The organism is Bacteroides sp. Marseille-P8574 (assembly GCF_902825465.1).
In the GTDB taxonomy this organism is placed as follows: domain Bacteria; phylum Bacteroidota; class Bacteroidia; order Bacteroidales; family Bacteroidaceae; genus Bacteroides; species Bacteroides uniformis.
This window is the reverse complement of record NZ_CADEBE010000002.1, coordinates 1,544,428-1,559,944: the sequence shown is the minus strand read 5'-3', so window position 1 is coordinate 1,559,944 and position 15,517 is coordinate 1,544,428. Positions and strand designations below refer to the sequence as shown.

Sequence of the window (15,517 nt, the reverse complement as noted above, 5' to 3'; positions counted from 1 at the left end):
GAAAAGAATGAACCCTCTACATTTGCATGCAGTAAACTTAAAAGCAATATACTATGAAGAGAAACGGATTTAGAACAGTTGTTGTATTAGCTTTGACCATATTTCTATTGAATGCTCCGGTTTGTGCTACAGCTCCCAGATTGCAGGATACTTGTGCGGAGGCGGGGGATGAGGCTGCATTGCGGCCTGAGTGGATGAGGATTCTCCATGATACACTTCCTATATGTAAGATTTCTATTCCCGGTTCACACGATAGTGGTAGTATCAAAGGAGGGCATATGTTGAAAACGCAAGCAACAGATATTCCTGCCCAATTGCAACAAGGCATCCGCGCTTTTGATATCCGTTTGGAAAAGAAGGATGATAAACTGGGGGTATTTCACAGCCATGCCTTTCAGGATATATATTGGGAAGATGATGTTTTACCTGCTTTTATACACTTTTTGCAAACATATCCTTCTGAGACTTTGATTGTTTCTTTGAAAAAGGAAGGGGGAGAATCGCGGGATTATGCTTCTCTGCTGTCTGCTTCTTTAAGCAACCCCAAGTATCAAAGTTATTTCGTGATGGACTTTCGCCCTGAACTGACGCTGAAAGATTGCCGTGGAAAGATTCTTTTCCTGCATAGGGATTATGCTATGGATAATTATCCTGGAGCAGCATGTGTAGGTTGGGAGGATGACAGCACTTGCCTGCTCACTCTTCGCAATAAAGATGGTAAGGAAGGGATAGCTCTGCTCGAAGATGAGTATCAATATGAATCGGGTGAGGAGGCCGGGAAGAAGGTCGGGGTTTGTATTCATAATATTGAAGGGATATCTGTTGAGCCGGTTTCTTCACGTCGGTGGGGGATTACTTTTGTAAGTGCGACGGGGCTGCCCTTGGGAACCCCTAAAGTCTTTGCTGATAAGGTGAACAAGTCTATTGCTGACTATTTAAAACAAAAGAATAGCCGGAATTGTGGTATTGTTTTTATCGATTTTGTCTGTGAACCTGGAGGAAAAGATTTGGTGGAATATTTGATTGACAGTAATGTTTGCGCAAAATGAAGATTTATATGCGCAATTGGGAATACTGAAAAAAGCATTTTTTTTAATTTTGCACATGTTGAACACCTTAATGTTATATACTATGAAACTGTCAATAGATTTAGGAGGAACCAATATTCGAATAGCCCAAGTGGAAAAAGGGAACTGCTTGAATAAAGTGTCGGTTCCATGTTTAGCTCAGCAAGATGCTTCTACTGTGTTAAACCAGCTTTCTCAGCTTATTCGGAATATGATGAATGAGCAGGTAGATGGTATCGGTATCGGTGTCCCTTCAATTGTTGATCCGGAGAAAGGAATTGTATATAATGTAGCAAATATATCTTCTTGGAAAGAAATACACTTGAAGGAGATTTTGGAGAACGAATTCAAGGTGGCAGTTGCCATTAATAATGATTCCAATTGTTTCACTTTAGGGGAGAGCCTATACGGCGAAGGAAAATCTTACACCAATATGGTAGGCGTTACTATTGGGACCGGAATTGGAGCTGGTGTTGTCATTGACCGCCATTTGTATGGTGGGCAATATATGGGAGCCGGTGAGATAGGCTCATTTCCTTATTTGGACTCTGATTTTGAACACTATTGCAGTAGTTTCTTGTTTAAACGTTATGGAACTACCGGTGCGGTAGTAGCTGAAAAAGCCCAGCAAGGAGAACAAACTGCATTGGAGATTTGGAAAGAGTTTGGGAGGCATTTGGGCAATCTTATAAAGGCAATTCTTTTTGCCTATGCTCCCCAAGCTATTGTTTTAGGAGGCGGTATCGTATCGGCTTTTCCTTTCTTTAAAGATGCTATGGAACAAACAATGCAAAGTTTCCCCTACAAAATCATATCGGATAATGTGAGGGTAGTGGCTTCGCATAAAAAGGATTCCAGTCTATTGGGTGCTGCCGCTCTTCTTGAGTAATAATCCCTATACGATTTAATTGAAAAAATAATAAACGTTTTATTGTTATATTGTTTCACGGATAAATAAGGGCTGTTAGAGAAATACTCCTTTTGTAATAACTATGTAATTCTGCTTTCTGACCTTTGTGGCAGAATTATAATTTTTATATTATAAACTTTAAATTTTGAATGCATGAAACAAGTAAATCTTAGAATCTATCGAACGATTCTGACCCTATTGTTGGGGCTGTTCTTGTCGGCAGGTGCTTATGCACAGCAGATTTCTGTGAAAGGAACAGTAAAGGATCAGAATGGCGAACCAGTGATTGGTGCCAATGTCCTTGTCAAGGGGACGACGAATGGGGTAATTACGGATGTGGACGGAAAGTTCGCATTACAAACCACAGAAAAAGATGTTTTGGAAATCAGCTTTCTGGGGTATAAAACGCAAGAAGTAAAGGCATCGTCGAAGCCTATTACCATAATTTTGCAGGAAGATGCGGAATTGCTTGACGAAGTGGTGGTCATTGGCTATGGAACGAGTCGTAAGGAAGACTTGTCCACCGCGGTTTCTACAGTGAAAATGGATGATAAGTTGAAAAGCCGTCCTGCAAATTTAGGTTCTTATTTGCAAGGACAAATGCCGGGAGTCATGATACAGTCCAATGGTGGAGACCCGATGTCCGATGTCTCTCTGTCTATCCGTGGGCGTGGTTCGCGTGGTACGGACGACAGTTATAACAGCGGTGATGGTGTGCTCTATGTGGTCGACGGCGTGCCGGGAGCCCCTTTCAACATGGAAGATGTGGAAAGTATCACTGTGCTGAAAGACGCTGCTTCTGCTGCCATCTATGGTGCTAGCGTAGGTTCGGGCGGTGTGGTTGTGGTAACCACCAAGCAGGCTTCCGCAGGCAAGGTGAAGGTGAACATCAACATTTCCAAGAGCTTTAAGAACGCTGTGAACCTGCCGGAGACGCTGACTGCCGAAGAGTATAACAGAATCTGGGCTGATGCTTGTACGGCTACCGGTGACCCTCTCCACGCTTCCAGAAACCCGGAGATTTTCCCTTATGGCAACGTTACCCGTACCGATTGGATGGATGCCATCTTCCGCACCGGCTCGCTGGAACACTATGCCCTCTCTCTGTCGGGGGGTAGCGATACGATGAAGGGTTTCGCTTCGTTTGCTTATGATGACGACAAGGGGGTGCTCCTCAATACCTATGCCCGCAAGTTCTCTGCCAAGGCCAATCTGGACTTCCAGGTGGTAAAATGGCTAAAGGTGAGCGAGCGTGTCAGCTACGAATATAAAAACGGACAGGGCGATGTAGGTACCGGTCACGAAGGTGTGCTCAATCAGGCTGTCTTCTTCCCCCGCTCGGCAAGTATATATGACTACGACAAAGAGGGAAAATTGATGATTGATGAAAAAACAGGCAAACCGCTTTACCATGGCACTATCCCCCGTTGGGCATCTGCAGAGGGCATCAATAGTCCTTACGGTGAGATGCGCAACCCTGTTGCCATGTTGGAACGCCTCGACCAGATACGACCTTCCAACCGCATCTACTCTACTACTTCGTTTGAGTTGAAGCCTGTTTCGGGTCTTACGGTGAAGAGTGACTTTACTGCCGGAATCGACATTCGTACGGAAGACATATTCAATTGCCGTGTTCCCGAAATCGGTCGCCCAAATTCTGATAACTCTCGCGATAAGACCAATACTTGGAACAGCAAGCTTTTGTGGGAAACTACAGCCACTTATGCCAAGGTGTTTGCCGACAAGCATCACTTCAGTCTCATGGCGGGTTACTCCATGAGCTACGAAAAGTATAAATATGACGCTTACTACACTACCGGCTACGTCAATGAGGATCGTCACTCCATTACCAACGGCCAGGCAGGCGAATGGAGCAAATTTCAGCCGGAGGAAAACATTTGGGAGGAAAGTATGTTGTCGGTATTCGCTCGTCTGGGCTACTCTTACGAAGACCGCTACTTCCTTACTGCTAGCGTGCGCCGCGATGCCACTTCCAAACTCTATAAGGATAACAACTCCGGCGTGTTCCCTGCATTCTCGGCTTCTTGGAAGATTTCTTCCGAAGAATTCTTTGAACCTTTGAAGAATGTGGTGAATCTGCTGAAAGTCCGCGGAAGCTGGGGACAGGTAGGTAACGTGGCATTGGTTCCGCGCTATTCTTGGAATGTGCCTCTGAATGAAACCGATTGGGCGATGATTTATGGTAAAGATTTGAACAACATTGTATATGGTGGTGTATATGCCGGTTCTATCGGTACGAAAGACTTGAAGTGGGAGACCACCGAGCAGTGGGGAGTAGGTTTGGACATGGGCTTGCTGGACAACAGCCTGAATCTTACTGTGGACTACTTTAATAAGCGCACGAAAGACCTTATCGAGGTGGTGCCTGTTCCTTCGGTGGCAGGTATCTCTGTCTCTCCTTACGGCAACGTGGGCGATGTGGTGAACCGTGGTTGGGAATTCGGCTTGAGCTACAGCAAGAAGATAGGACACGTGACATTTGGTGTAAACGGTAACCTTTCTACTGTTCACAATGAAGTGCTCGACCTTGGTAACCTTGAATTCATGCAACACAATGTGGTAATCAACAGTCTTACCCCGTTGCGTTCCGCCGTGGGCCATCCTTGGTATTCTTATTACGTGCTGAAGACCGAAGGTATCTTCCAGAGTCAGGAAGAGATAGACAACTTTACTTGGAGAGACCCCGAAACGGGCATCAAGCAAAAAGTGCAGCCCAATGCCAAGCCCGGTGACTTCAAGTATGTGGACTTCAACAACGATGGCAAGATTACCGATGATGACAAGCAATATCTGGGCAGCTATATGCCTAAGATTACTTTCGGCTTTGGCGGTAACTTGCAGTGGAAAGGCATCGACTTCAGCTTCCAGTTCCAAGGTGTGGGGAAATCCACCGTTTACAACGGCTTCAAGCAGATGGGTTACACCGGTCGCGGACAGGGTGGCAATATGCTTGCCGACGTAAAGAACTCCTGGGAATATAACAAGACTTCGGGCGTGCCCAGAATCGGTTTGATTTCCGATCCTAATGGAAACTACAACAGCTTGAACGACTTCTTCTTGGAAGATGCCAGCTACCTCCGCCTGAAGAACGTTACCATCGGCTACACATTGCCCGACAATGTGATGAGAGCCATCGGTCTGCCGGGCAGCACGGCTCGTTTCTACCTGAACGGCGAAAACCTCTTTACGGCTACCGATTATAGTGGTATCGACCCCGAAGTAGGAAACTTTGGTATCGACGGAGGTACATATCCCGTGGCACGCTCTTTCAGTATCGGATTTAACTTTAGCTTCTAAATGAAAACCAAACTCTAAAAAACAGTAGATTGAAATGAAAAAATATAAAACTATAGCATTGTCGCTCTTGCTGGGCTTTTCATTGGCCGCCTGCAGTGATTTCCTGGAATTCGACCCTTATGGACTGGAGGGCAGTACCAATTTCTGGAAAACGGAAGAAGATGTGGAAAAGGCGTTGAATGCTTTCCATGAGTTCACCTACCAAGAAGGAGTGACGGGCCGCGGATTCATGTGGTTTGAGAATTGTAGTGACAACATGGTGACCGGTCGTTCACAGAGTGAGGCACAGGCCATTAAGGATTTCCAAATGACCCCGGAAAACGGTCGCGACCAAAAAGACAATTGGCCGTGGATGTACCGCATCATTGCCCGTGCCAACGATGTGTTGCGCAATGTGCCCGACATGTCCATCTCCGGGAGTGTAAAGAACCGCGCCATCGGTCAGGCACGCTTCTACCGTGGTTTCAGCTATTTGTGGCTGGCTCCTTGGTATGGCGATAACGGTGTGAACGGCGGTATTCCTATCGTAACGGAAAAAACGCCGACTGCCGAAATAGACCAACCGCGTCCGACTTCGGTGCTTGCCAACTATGACATGATTATAGAAGACATGCGCGCTGCCGCCGATTTGCTTCCCTATTTGTCCGAAATGGCCAACGAAGACTATGGTCGTCCTCACAAGGCTGCATGCTGGGCATTTGCAGCTCGTGCGGCACTTTACGCTTCGCAGTTCGATGCTAAGTATTACGACACGGTTATTGAGATGTGTGACAAGGTGATGGGTATGACAGGCGCGGATAAACGTGGCCTCTATCCCGACTTTGCCCGTCTGTGGCGCGAAGAGAACAACTTCTGCGAAGAATACATCTTCTCGTTGCTGGGTAATGCAGTGGAAGGTCCTAAATTCCATGGCATGTCGTTTGAGAACGGTGGCTGGGGATTGTATAATACGTGGGGGTACTTCCAGCCTACGCTTGAGCTTTACAACGCTTACGAAGCAGGTGACGAGCGCCGTGACGCTACTATCCTTTATCCGGGCGATCATATCCGGTTTGTGGGGCAGGATGTTACATGGGCGGTAGGCTCATGGGCTACATCAAGCACGTCAGGCTTGACCTGGAGAAAATTCATGTCTCCTTGGGAAAACGCCGACTGTATAGGAAAAAAAGTGAACTCCAATATGAACAATGCCAGCAACGTGCTGGGCACTTGCCTTATCCGTTATGCCGACATTCTGCTGATGAAGGCAGAGGCCCTTATCTGGAAGAACGGCGAAGGTGATTCCGAGGCCAAGTCTCTGCTGAATCAGATTCGCAAGCGTGCCGGATTGCCTGAAAACAGCCAAGCCACCAAGGTGCAATTGAAGAACGAACGCCGTTGTGAACTTGCATTTGAGTTCCAACCCAGCCGCCACCTTGACCTCGTGAGATGGCACGATGCACAGGAAGCTTATGCCAAGCCGTTGCATGGGGTGAAGACCACTACTAACCCTGACGGCTCATTTAATGTGCAGGAGGTTGAAATCTGGCCTGCACGTACATTCAATCCGAATGTAAACCATGTGTTCCCGATTCCTGCCAAAGAGGTGGCAAACAGCAAGAACTTGAAGCAGAATGTTTATTAATGTTTAAATAAATCAATAAAATGAATACGAGATTTTATCCTTATATCATATTGGTGCTCTTCGTGATGGTCTTTGGGGGATTTTTCTCCAAAGCCAAGGCGCAGGACAACCGGTTTAAAGTGATTACTTTCAATGTCTTGTCCTTCGAACAGGAGGATAAATGGGGGGAGCGTAACTCTTTTGACGTGACTCCTTATTCCGACTTCTTGAAAGATGAAAATGCGGACTTTATCATACTCAATGAGGTGGAGAACAGAAGTTCCCGCCAGATGAGGGATGGAAAATATATAGATAAAGTGCAGGAAATTGCCGATAAGTTGGGTATGTTTGCCATCTATGGCTACTCTTACAACCTGAATAACAAGCAGGGACAAAACCCCGAAGAGAACTATACCTATTGCATGAACGAGCTTTATGGTAACGCCATTTTGAGCAGATACCCTATTATCGCTTCTCGTACAATGCAGCTTCCCCGTCCGGCAGGTTCTTCTGACCAGCGTGGTGCCGTGATTGCCGAGGTGGCGTTGCCTTCGGGCGACATCATTGCTGTGGTTGCCACTCACTTCGACCATACCGGAGGACAGCAGGAACAGGCGGAAGCATTGATTGCATTCTTGAACGATACCAAGGTGCCTGCTCTTCTGGCCGGTGACTTGAACGTTTATCCCGGTGCTTCGCCCATAGAGCTTATTGGAACTGAATTTGACCAAATGGGGAACCATTGGGTAGATTATATCTTTGCTTCCAAAGGCGGTTGGAATAAAATTAGTGAAAAGTTTGTGGATGCAGGAAAGCTTTCTGACCATGATCCGGTAATAGTTGAGGTTGAACTTAAAAAGTAATACGATAACGATATGAAAAAGAATATATTATATACATTCGCCGCACTAGGATTCTGCTCAGTACTGGCAGGCTCCTGTATCGCAGAGGACCTTGGAGTGGGCAATATCAAGCAGGAAGAGAACGCTAACTCCGATTGGAACAAAACCAGAAGCGTGGAAGTTCACTTTTTGTCGGCACTGAATGACGCCAACATTGGGGAAACCGATGCGATTGTCAATCATATCAACGCGTTGGGCGAGGATTGTTCCATTGGTGTGATAGACCGTGTGGACGTAAGCGGTGGCAGCAATATGGCCACTCATATCTCTTTTGCCACCAGCCGTTTTCCCGGTTATGCATTGAATAAGGTTGTTAAGAATGGAAATGGCATTGCTACGGAAGGCTCTCTTATCTTGTACAATCACAAGAACAATGCTGAAGAAGGATTCAAGGTGAGTAACGATTGCTTCATCAAGTTTATCAGCATTATGTGCAAGAGTATGGTGAAGGAGAACCAGAAGGACATATTGGTGCCTTTCGCTACGGCACGTTTTAGCTCTAAAGAGCAGATAAATGCTGCAAAATCGGCACTGGGAACCGTTGTGGACAGCAGGCACAATGGTGTGTTGATTGGTACTGTGAAAAGCAATCTTGTGGAGGACTTGAAGAGGGTTGCAGAGTCCATCAGCAACGTAAAGTTTAGCCAAGCTGATATTGCAGCCGGAGAATATGCTATCTTTATGGTTGCAGACAAATCGTGGGTTCTTCGTGAGACTACCACAAATTCAGTGTCCGGCAATGTGAAAGATTATTGTCTGGCCATTGAACCGGGTGTGGAATGATAAAATAGACCTCATTGCCATTGGTCTGATCTGCAAGGGTTGGTGTGCGTGGCATATCGGCTCTTGCAGAATTTTGTTATATGGGAAGGTTTTGTTATCTTTCCTCTGAAGAAAAAATGATTTCTTTATTATGGCGGTGTAAAAAACTCATGCTTTTTATGTACTTTTGTGTCTGTAAGAGTAGGAAAACATCGTAAACAATAACTTGAAAAACATTCATCTCAATGAATTTGAAAGAACTTCTGTATGCCGTTTTGGTCGGTGTAGTGTGTGGGGCTTGTTCGTCCGATGTGAAACAGCCTGTTGATTGCGTAGACCCGTTCATCGGTACCGGCTTCCACGGACATACCTATCCGGGGGCGACTGTGCCTTTCGGGGCAGTGCAACTGAGTCCCGACACGCGTGCCGGAAACTGGGATGCCTGTGCGGGGTACCACTATGACGACAGCACTTTGAAGGGATTTTCGCATACCCACCTTAGCGGCACCGGCTGCATTGACTTGGGCGACGTCCTGTTTCGCCCCACTACACAAAAGCCGGACTTGACGGCCGAAACGCTTTGTCTTCCTGCGGCTTTCAGCCATAAAGAAGAGGAGGCTTCCGCCGGATATTATTCCGTCGTGCTGAAAGAAGAAGGTATAAAGGTGGAACTGACGGCAACCGCCCATGCCGGTGTGCACCGCTACACATTCCCCGCTGGAAAGGAAGCGGCTGTCATCATCGACTTGGCACATCTGCTCGATAACGAACATATCTATGAAGCTACACTGGAACAGACGTCCGACTATGAGATTGCCGGTATGCGCCGCACTAGGGGATGGACGGATAACCAGTATGTCTATTTTGTGGCGCAATTCTCTAAACCTTTTAAGACGGTGGACTTTGTGCAGGAACGGAAACCGGTTGCTACACAGGCAAAATTGACCGGTACCCACTTGCAGGCTTGCTTGGCTTTTGACAACAGCGACGGAGAACCCTTGGTGGCAAAAGTCGGGCTGTCCGTTGTCAGCGAAAAGAATGCACGTGAAAATTTGGAATTCGAAGTGGCGGATTTCGATTTCGATACCGTGCGCAGTGCTGCTCGTACTGCTTGGGAACAGGCGCTCTCTGCCATTGTGGTAGAAGGCGGCAATGCGGACGACAGGAAGATTTTCTATACGGCTTTGTATCATTCGATGGTGGTGCCCAATGTGGTGAGCGATGTGAATGGTGAGTATCGCCGTCACGACATGACGACAGGCAGGATGCCCGAGGGCAGGAAGCATTACTCCACTTTCTCCTTGTGGGACACTTTCCGTGCTTGGAATCCGCTGATGACACTACTCGATGCCGGATTGGTGAATGACATGGTGAACTCTTTCCTGGATATTTATGATGCTTCGGGCGAACTTCCCATCTGGCCTCTTTCTGCCGGAGAGACGGGGACGATGATAGGCTATCACTCCGCTTCTGTCATAGCAGATGCTTATCTGAAAGGCATCCGTGGGTTTGATGCCGAGAAAGCGCTGGAAGCGATGGTAACCTCTGCCGAGAAGAACGAAAAAGGGGCGGACTGCTATGTGCGGAACGGTTTCATCCCCTCGAACATCAAGCGGGAATCTATCTCTTGCCTGCTGGAATTTGCCTACGATGACTGGTGCATAGCCCGCATGGCGCAAGAGATGGAGAAAGAAGATATTTGCAAGACATTCATTGCACGTTCGCAAAACTATGTGAATGTGTTTGATGGGGCTACCAAGTTTTTCCGTCCCAAACGGATGGATGGCAACTGGGAAGCACCGTTCAAGCCGTTGGAGGTGGGACGTGCCTATACGGAGGCCACTGCCTGGCAATATCGTTTCTTTGTGCCGCATGATGTGAACGGCATGATGCAGTTGTTTGGCGGCAAGGATGATTTTGTAGTGGCACTCGATTCCATATTCTCTTCGGACTTGAAGCTGGAAGGGGAACTTTCGGACATCACCGGCTTGATAGGTCAGTATGTGCATGGCAATGAGCCGAGCCATCATATCGCTTATCTGTATGACTATGTCGGTCAGCCTTGGAAAACCCAGGAACTGACACGCCGGTTGCTGCGTGAGATGTATGCACCCACTCCCGAAGGCATCATCGGTAACGAAGATTGCGGGCAGATGTCGGCATGGTATATCCTTTCAAGTCTGGGCTTCTATTCCGTGTGTCCCGGTAGCAATGAATTTGCACTGACCACGCCGCTGTTTGATAAGGTGGTGATAAGGCTGGCCAACGGAAAGACATTGTCTGTGCTTGCCAACAATCCGGAAAAGAATATCTACATAAACAAGGTAGAACTGAATGGAGAAGCCATAGAGGGTAACTTCATTACCTATGAACAGCTGATGGAAGGGGGCGAATTGCGTTTTACGCTGACAGACAAGCCGGACAAGAGCCGTGGAGTTTCGGAAGAGTCGGCGCTTTACTCTTATACTAAGGAGCATGTGGTGTCTGTCCCATACGTTGACAAAGACCTGAATCTGTTTATGGATAAGATAACGGTGGCACTGGCCACGGTAACGGCAGGAGCAGAAGTGAGATATACGCTGGATGGAAGCGAACCTACAGAACTGTCACCGCTCTATGAAAAGCCGCTGGAACTGGACCAGACTACTCCCATAAAGGCAAAAGGATTCAAGGACGGATTCTGCCCAAGCCATACACTCTCCATCATGGCCACCAAGGCTGAGATGAAACCTGCACTTGCAGTCTGTCCTGTGCGGAACGGCACATCCTACAAATATTTCGAGGGTACTTACCGGAAGGTGGCGGATATAGAGAAGAGTCCGTTGCTTGATATCGGTATCATGGCAGAACCTTCCATCAAGGAGGCACGTCAGGAAGACCACTTCGGCTATATCTTCTCCGGCTTGATAGAGGTGCCCGAAGATGGAATCTACACCTTTATGACTCGTTCGGACGATGGCAGCGTATTGTACATTGATGATGAGATGGTGGTGAATAACGATGGTTCGCACGCCGCTATTCCTGCTACGGGGACTGTGGCACTGAAGAAAGGATTCCATGCTTACAAGCTGTATTACTTTGAGGATTACGAAGGAGAAGAGCTGGGTTGGGGCTGGAAACTTCCTTCGGCACAGGAGCTGTCACCTATTCCTGCTTCTGCATTGTATGTGAAATAGTCAAAAAACAGATAACCATGAAGAAAATAGCTTTATTACTTTTCCCGCTTCTGCTCGTATCGTGCGGACAGGAGAAACAGGACAAGCCTGCCGTGCAGGAATCTACTATGAATGTGATGTCTTTCAATATAAGGTATGACAATCCAGAAGACAGCCTGAACAATTGGCGGTACAGGAAAGACCGTGCGGCCAATGCCATCCGCTTTTATGATGCGGACATTGTGGGCATGCAGGAGGTGCTGCACAACCAGTTGCAGGACTTGCAGCAGCGCCTTCCGGATTATGGAGTGATAGGTGTGGGTCGCACAGATGGTAAGGAAAAAGGAGAATATAGCGCGCTCTGGTATAAGAAAGAGCGTTTTGAGGTACTTGATTCCGGCACATTCTGGCTGAGCGAAACGCCCGAAGTGGCAGGTTCCAAAGGTTGGGACGGTGCTTGTGAACGTGTTGCCTCATGGGCGAAATTGAAGGACAAGGTTTCGGACAAGGAGTGCCTGGCCATGAACACGCACTTGGATCATGTGGGCGTTGTGGCACGCCGCGAGGGAATCAGCCTTATCTTGAATAAAGTGAAAGAATTGGGTAACGGGATGCCGGTGGTGCTGACCGGAGACTTTAACTCTACACCGGAGTCGGATGTCATCAAGCATATCACCAACCCGGAAGATCCGGGACATCTGACGGATGCACGCACGGTGTCGCCCGTAGTATATGGACCTGCATGGAGTTTCCACGATTTCGGCAGCATTCCCTACGAACGTCGTTCACTGATAGATTATGTGTTTGTGGGCAACGGATGGAAAGTGCTGAAATATGGTGTGTTGGCCGAGATGGAAAACGGGGCTTTCTTGTCGGACCATGCTCCGGTGCTGGTGACGGTAGAATGAAATGATATGTCGTAATTCACCACAGAGGACACAGAGTTCTACAGAGTTTTTTTGAATTATGAATTAAGAGAAGAATTTGTGTCAATCTGTGTAATTTGTGGTGAAAAATAAAAAATAGAAAGATGAAAAGAATAGCAAAGATAAGTGTATGGGCACTTTTGGCAATCGTGTTGCTGCCCGTTGGAACATCGGCACAAAGCCGTCGTGACAAAGAACAGACCTACGTGTTGGAACAACCGTATGAAGTGACCAAAATAACGCCTCCGCAAGGCAAGAAGGTGAAGAACGTCATCCTAATGATTGGCGACGGAATGAGCTTGATGCACGTTTATTCGGCATGGACCGCAAACAGGGGAAAGCTTTTCCTGGACAACTGCCAGGCGGTGGGTTTGTCTAAGACTTATTGTGCCGACAAGCTGATTACGGACTCCGGTGCCGGAGGAACGGCGATTGCCACCGGACAAAAGACCAATTACCACTATGTGGGAGTGGATACGGAAGGACGACCTTTGAAATCTCTGATTGATTTGGCTTCGGAAAAAGGAAAATCAACGGGTCTGGCAGTGACCTGCCGCCTATGGGATGCTACTCCTGCCGACTTCTGCTGTCACAACAAGGACAGGGATGCAGAAGAGGATGTGGTGACGGGATATGTGGATTGCAAGGCCGACTATGTGTTTGGCGGCGGTGCACAATACTTCGAGAACCGGAAGGACGGACGCAATTTGTTTGAAGAACTGCGTACGAAGGGTTTCCAGACACCCCGCACTTGGGACGAACTGGCGGCTATAGGGAGTGGCAAGGTGTTCGCAGTGCCTTATCCAAAGGATACACCTCTTCCGGCAGAGCGTGGCGACCTCTTGGCGCGTGCATCCTTGAAAGGTATCGAATTACTGAATCAGAACAAGAAAGGGTTCTTCATGATGATAGAGGGCTCGCAGCTGGATGATTACGGACATTTCAACGACCTGGACTTGCTGATGCAGGAAACGCACGACTTTGACCGTACCATCGGAGCTATCTATGAATGGGCTGCTAAGGACGGCGAAACGCTGGTTGTAGTGACGGCCGACCATGAAACCGGAGGACTTACGCTTGTGGACGGCGATTTGAAACAAGGCAAGATTGTCTGCAAGTTTTCCACCGGCAGCCATAGCGGTGTGATGGTGCCTGTATATGCTTTTGGTCCCGGAGCGGAAGAATTTACCGGAATCTATGAGAATACGACCATCTTTGATAAAATAAAGAAGTTGCTTAAATTATAACCAAATAACTCTATTTCCCATGCTGAAACATGTTTTATTGGCAGGTCTGTTGTCGCTCTCGGTGGGTTCGTCGCTCAATGCCCAGAGCTGTGGCAACGATGAGAAGTATCGTCTGCCCTACAAGAATACTTATGTGAAAGAACCGTTGGTCACTGAAAACGAATATCGTGTGGCAAAACCTGAGACGATTGTGCCGAAAAGCTTCGAAGAAGCCCGGCAGATTCTTCCCAATCCCATTTGGGGTGGACATGACAAGGAACTTGAAATGTATTGGAAGGCATGGGAAATAGCTATCGGTAATATTCGTGCTCCTCAAGCAGGCTCGGGTTTTGTCTCAAGCTATTTGGATACAGCTTATAATGGTAATATCTTTATGTGGGATTCCTCTTTCATTCTGATGTTTGCCCGCTATGGTACCCGTTTCTTTCCTTTCCAGAATACGCTGAACAACTTTTACGCCAAGCAGCATCCCGACGGTTTCATTTGCCGTGAAATAAAGGCAGATGGTGCCGATTGCTTTGAACGCTATGATCCGGTGAGTACCGGACCGAATTTGATGCCTTGGTGTGAGATGGTCTATTTCCATCAGTTTGGTGATACAGAACGCCTGCACAAGATATTTCCGGTACTTTGTGCTTATTATAAGTGGTTGAAATTGAACCATACTTGGAGAAATGGAACCTACTGGTCAAGCGGATGGGGAACCGGCATGGATAATATGCCCCGTGTTCCGTCGGAATACAGCCCTATCTACAGTCACGGGCATATGATTTGGTTGGATACAAACCTACAGCAATTATTTACTGCCAATTTACTACTTGAGATGGGCTTTTATCTGGAACGTTGGCAAGAGATAGAAGAGTTTGAAGACGAAGCCAAAATGCTGGGAAAATATATCCATGACAATCTTTGGGATGAAAAGACCGGTTTCCTTTATGACCAATATGCTGACGGTACTCTCTGTACAACCAAGGGAATAGGTGCCTATTGGGCTCTGTTTACTGATGTATTGGATTCTGTACAGTTGGACCGTATGGTGAAGGAATTGGATAATCCTGCCACATTCAACCGGAAACACCGTATTCCTTCTTTGTCTGCCGATAATCCCAAATACAAGGAGAATGGCCGTTATTGGCAGGGTGGCGTATGGCCGGGAACTAATTACATGGTGATGCAGGGACTTGTGCAGAAAGGTTATGGTAAACTGGCACGGGAGATTTGTTTGAATCATTATGCTCAAGTGTTTGAGGTCTATAAGAAGACTGGAACTTTTTGGGAATATTATGCTCCGGAAAGTGCTGAGCCGGGATTTATGGCAAGGGATAATTTTGTAGGTTGGGCAGGACTTCCTCCTATTGCCGAATTGATAGAATTTATTATCGGTATTCGGGGAGATTATGCCAAAAAGCAGATTATCTGGGATATGAATTTGACGGAGACTAACGGCATAGAACGTTATCCTTTTGGTCCCGAAGGGCTTATTTCCTTAAAAGCTGAGGCACGCCGTTCGGCAAGTGATGAACCTCGTATTACAGTAGATTCCAATATCGATTTTGAACTGTGTGTACTCTATGGTGGAAAAGAGAAAAAGATAAATGTGACATCCGGTAAGCATACCTATTAAAGA

At 47.2% G+C, this 15,517-nt stretch carries 10 protein-coding genes; all 10 read left to right on the top strand.

The window, feature by feature from the left end:
• Positions 1 to 53: 53 nt before the first annotated feature.
• The 10 genes from HUX74_RS19210 to HUX74_RS19165 all read left to right on the top strand — a co-directional run bounded on the left by HUX74_RS19210 (position 54) and on the right by HUX74_RS19165 (position 15,514).
• Complete coding sequence (locus tag HUX74_RS19210; RefSeq protein ID WP_138344948.1) at positions 54 to 1,049, top strand: phosphatidylinositol-specific phospholipase C; 996 nt, start codon at positions 54 to 56, stop codon at positions 1,047 to 1,049.
• An 82-nt stretch (positions 1,050 to 1,131) separates the two neighbouring features.
• On the top strand, positions 1,132 to 1,956 hold the full coding sequence (locus tag HUX74_RS19205; RefSeq protein ID WP_117600832.1) for an ROK family protein: 825 nt from the start codon (positions 1,132 to 1,134) through the stop codon (positions 1,954 to 1,956).
• A gap of 174 nt (positions 1,957 to 2,130) precedes the next feature.
• Entirely contained in the window at positions 2,131 to 5,295 is a 3,165-nt protein-coding gene (locus HUX74_RS19200) for a TonB-dependent receptor (RefSeq protein WP_117600833.1), read from the top strand.
• 34 nt (positions 5,296 to 5,329) lie between these two features.
• Entirely contained in the window at positions 5,330 to 6,919 is a 1,590-nt protein-coding gene (locus tag HUX74_RS19195) for a RagB/SusD family nutrient uptake outer membrane protein (RefSeq protein ID WP_174647242.1), read from the top strand.
• A 20-nt stretch (positions 6,920 to 6,939) separates the two neighbouring features.
• Positions 6,940 to 7,761 carry an endonuclease/exonuclease/phosphatase family protein gene (locus HUX74_RS19190; RefSeq protein WP_117600835.1) on the top strand — a complete coding sequence of 274 codons (822 nt, stop codon included), beginning with the start codon at positions 6,940 to 6,942 and terminating at the stop codon, positions 7,759 to 7,761.
• 12 nt (positions 7,762 to 7,773) lie between these two features.
• The gene (locus tag HUX74_RS19185; protein ID WP_117600836.1) at positions 7,774 to 8,583 is read left to right on the top strand and encodes a hypothetical protein; all 810 of its coding nucleotides are present in this window, start codon (positions 7,774 to 7,776) and stop codon (positions 8,581 to 8,583) included.
• Between the two features lie 224 nt (positions 8,584 to 8,807).
• Entirely contained in the window at positions 8,808 to 11,738 is a 2,931-nt protein-coding gene (locus HUX74_RS19180) for a GH92 family glycosyl hydrolase (RefSeq protein WP_174647241.1), read from the top strand.
• A gap of 17 nt (positions 11,739 to 11,755) precedes the next feature.
• Positions 11,756 to 12,625 carry an endonuclease/exonuclease/phosphatase family protein gene (locus tag HUX74_RS19175; protein WP_117600838.1) on the top strand — a complete coding sequence of 290 codons (870 nt, stop codon included), beginning with the start codon at positions 11,756 to 11,758 and terminating at the stop codon, positions 12,623 to 12,625.
• A gap of 122 nt (positions 12,626 to 12,747) precedes the next feature.
• Positions 12,748 to 13,890, top strand: coding sequence for an alkaline phosphatase (locus tag HUX74_RS19170; RefSeq protein WP_138344952.1), 1,143 nt, complete (start codon positions 12,748 to 12,750; stop codon positions 13,888 to 13,890).
• A gap of 19 nt (positions 13,891 to 13,909) precedes the next feature.
• Complete coding sequence (locus HUX74_RS19165) at positions 13,910 to 15,514, top strand: trehalase family glycosidase (RefSeq protein WP_117600840.1); 1,605 nt, start codon at positions 13,910 to 13,912, stop codon at positions 15,512 to 15,514.
• The last annotated feature ends 3 nt before the right edge of the window (positions 15,515 to 15,517 follow it).

Bases quoted from the DNA above. Each gene is read 5' to 3' on its own strand.
- HUX74_RS19210 (WP_138344948.1), top strand. From the start codon at position 54: ATGAAGAGAAACGGATTTAGAACAGTTGTTGTATTAGCTTTGACCATA.
- HUX74_RS19205 (WP_117600832.1), top strand. From the start codon at position 1,132: ATGAAACTGTCAATAGATTTAGGAGGAACCAATATTCGAATAGCCCAA.
- HUX74_RS19200 (WP_117600833.1), top strand. From the start codon at position 2,131: ATGAAACAAGTAAATCTTAGAATCTATCGAACGATTCTGACCCTATTG.
- HUX74_RS19195 (WP_174647242.1), top strand. From the start codon at position 5,330: ATGAAAAAATATAAAACTATAGCATTGTCGCTCTTGCTGGGCTTTTCA.
- HUX74_RS19190 (WP_117600835.1), top strand. From the start codon at position 6,940: ATGAATACGAGATTTTATCCTTATATCATATTGGTGCTCTTCGTGATG.
- HUX74_RS19185 (WP_117600836.1), top strand. From the start codon at position 7,774: ATGAAAAAGAATATATTATATACATTCGCCGCACTAGGATTCTGCTCA.
- HUX74_RS19180 (WP_174647241.1), top strand. From the start codon at position 8,808: ATGAATTTGAAAGAACTTCTGTATGCCGTTTTGGTCGGTGTAGTGTGT.
- HUX74_RS19175 (WP_117600838.1), top strand. From the start codon at position 11,756: ATGAAGAAAATAGCTTTATTACTTTTCCCGCTTCTGCTCGTATCGTGC.
- HUX74_RS19170 (WP_138344952.1), top strand. From the start codon at position 12,748: ATGAAAAGAATAGCAAAGATAAGTGTATGGGCACTTTTGGCAATCGTG.
- HUX74_RS19165 (WP_117600840.1), top strand. From the start codon at position 13,910: ATGCTGAAACATGTTTTATTGGCAGGTCTGTTGTCGCTCTCGGTGGGT.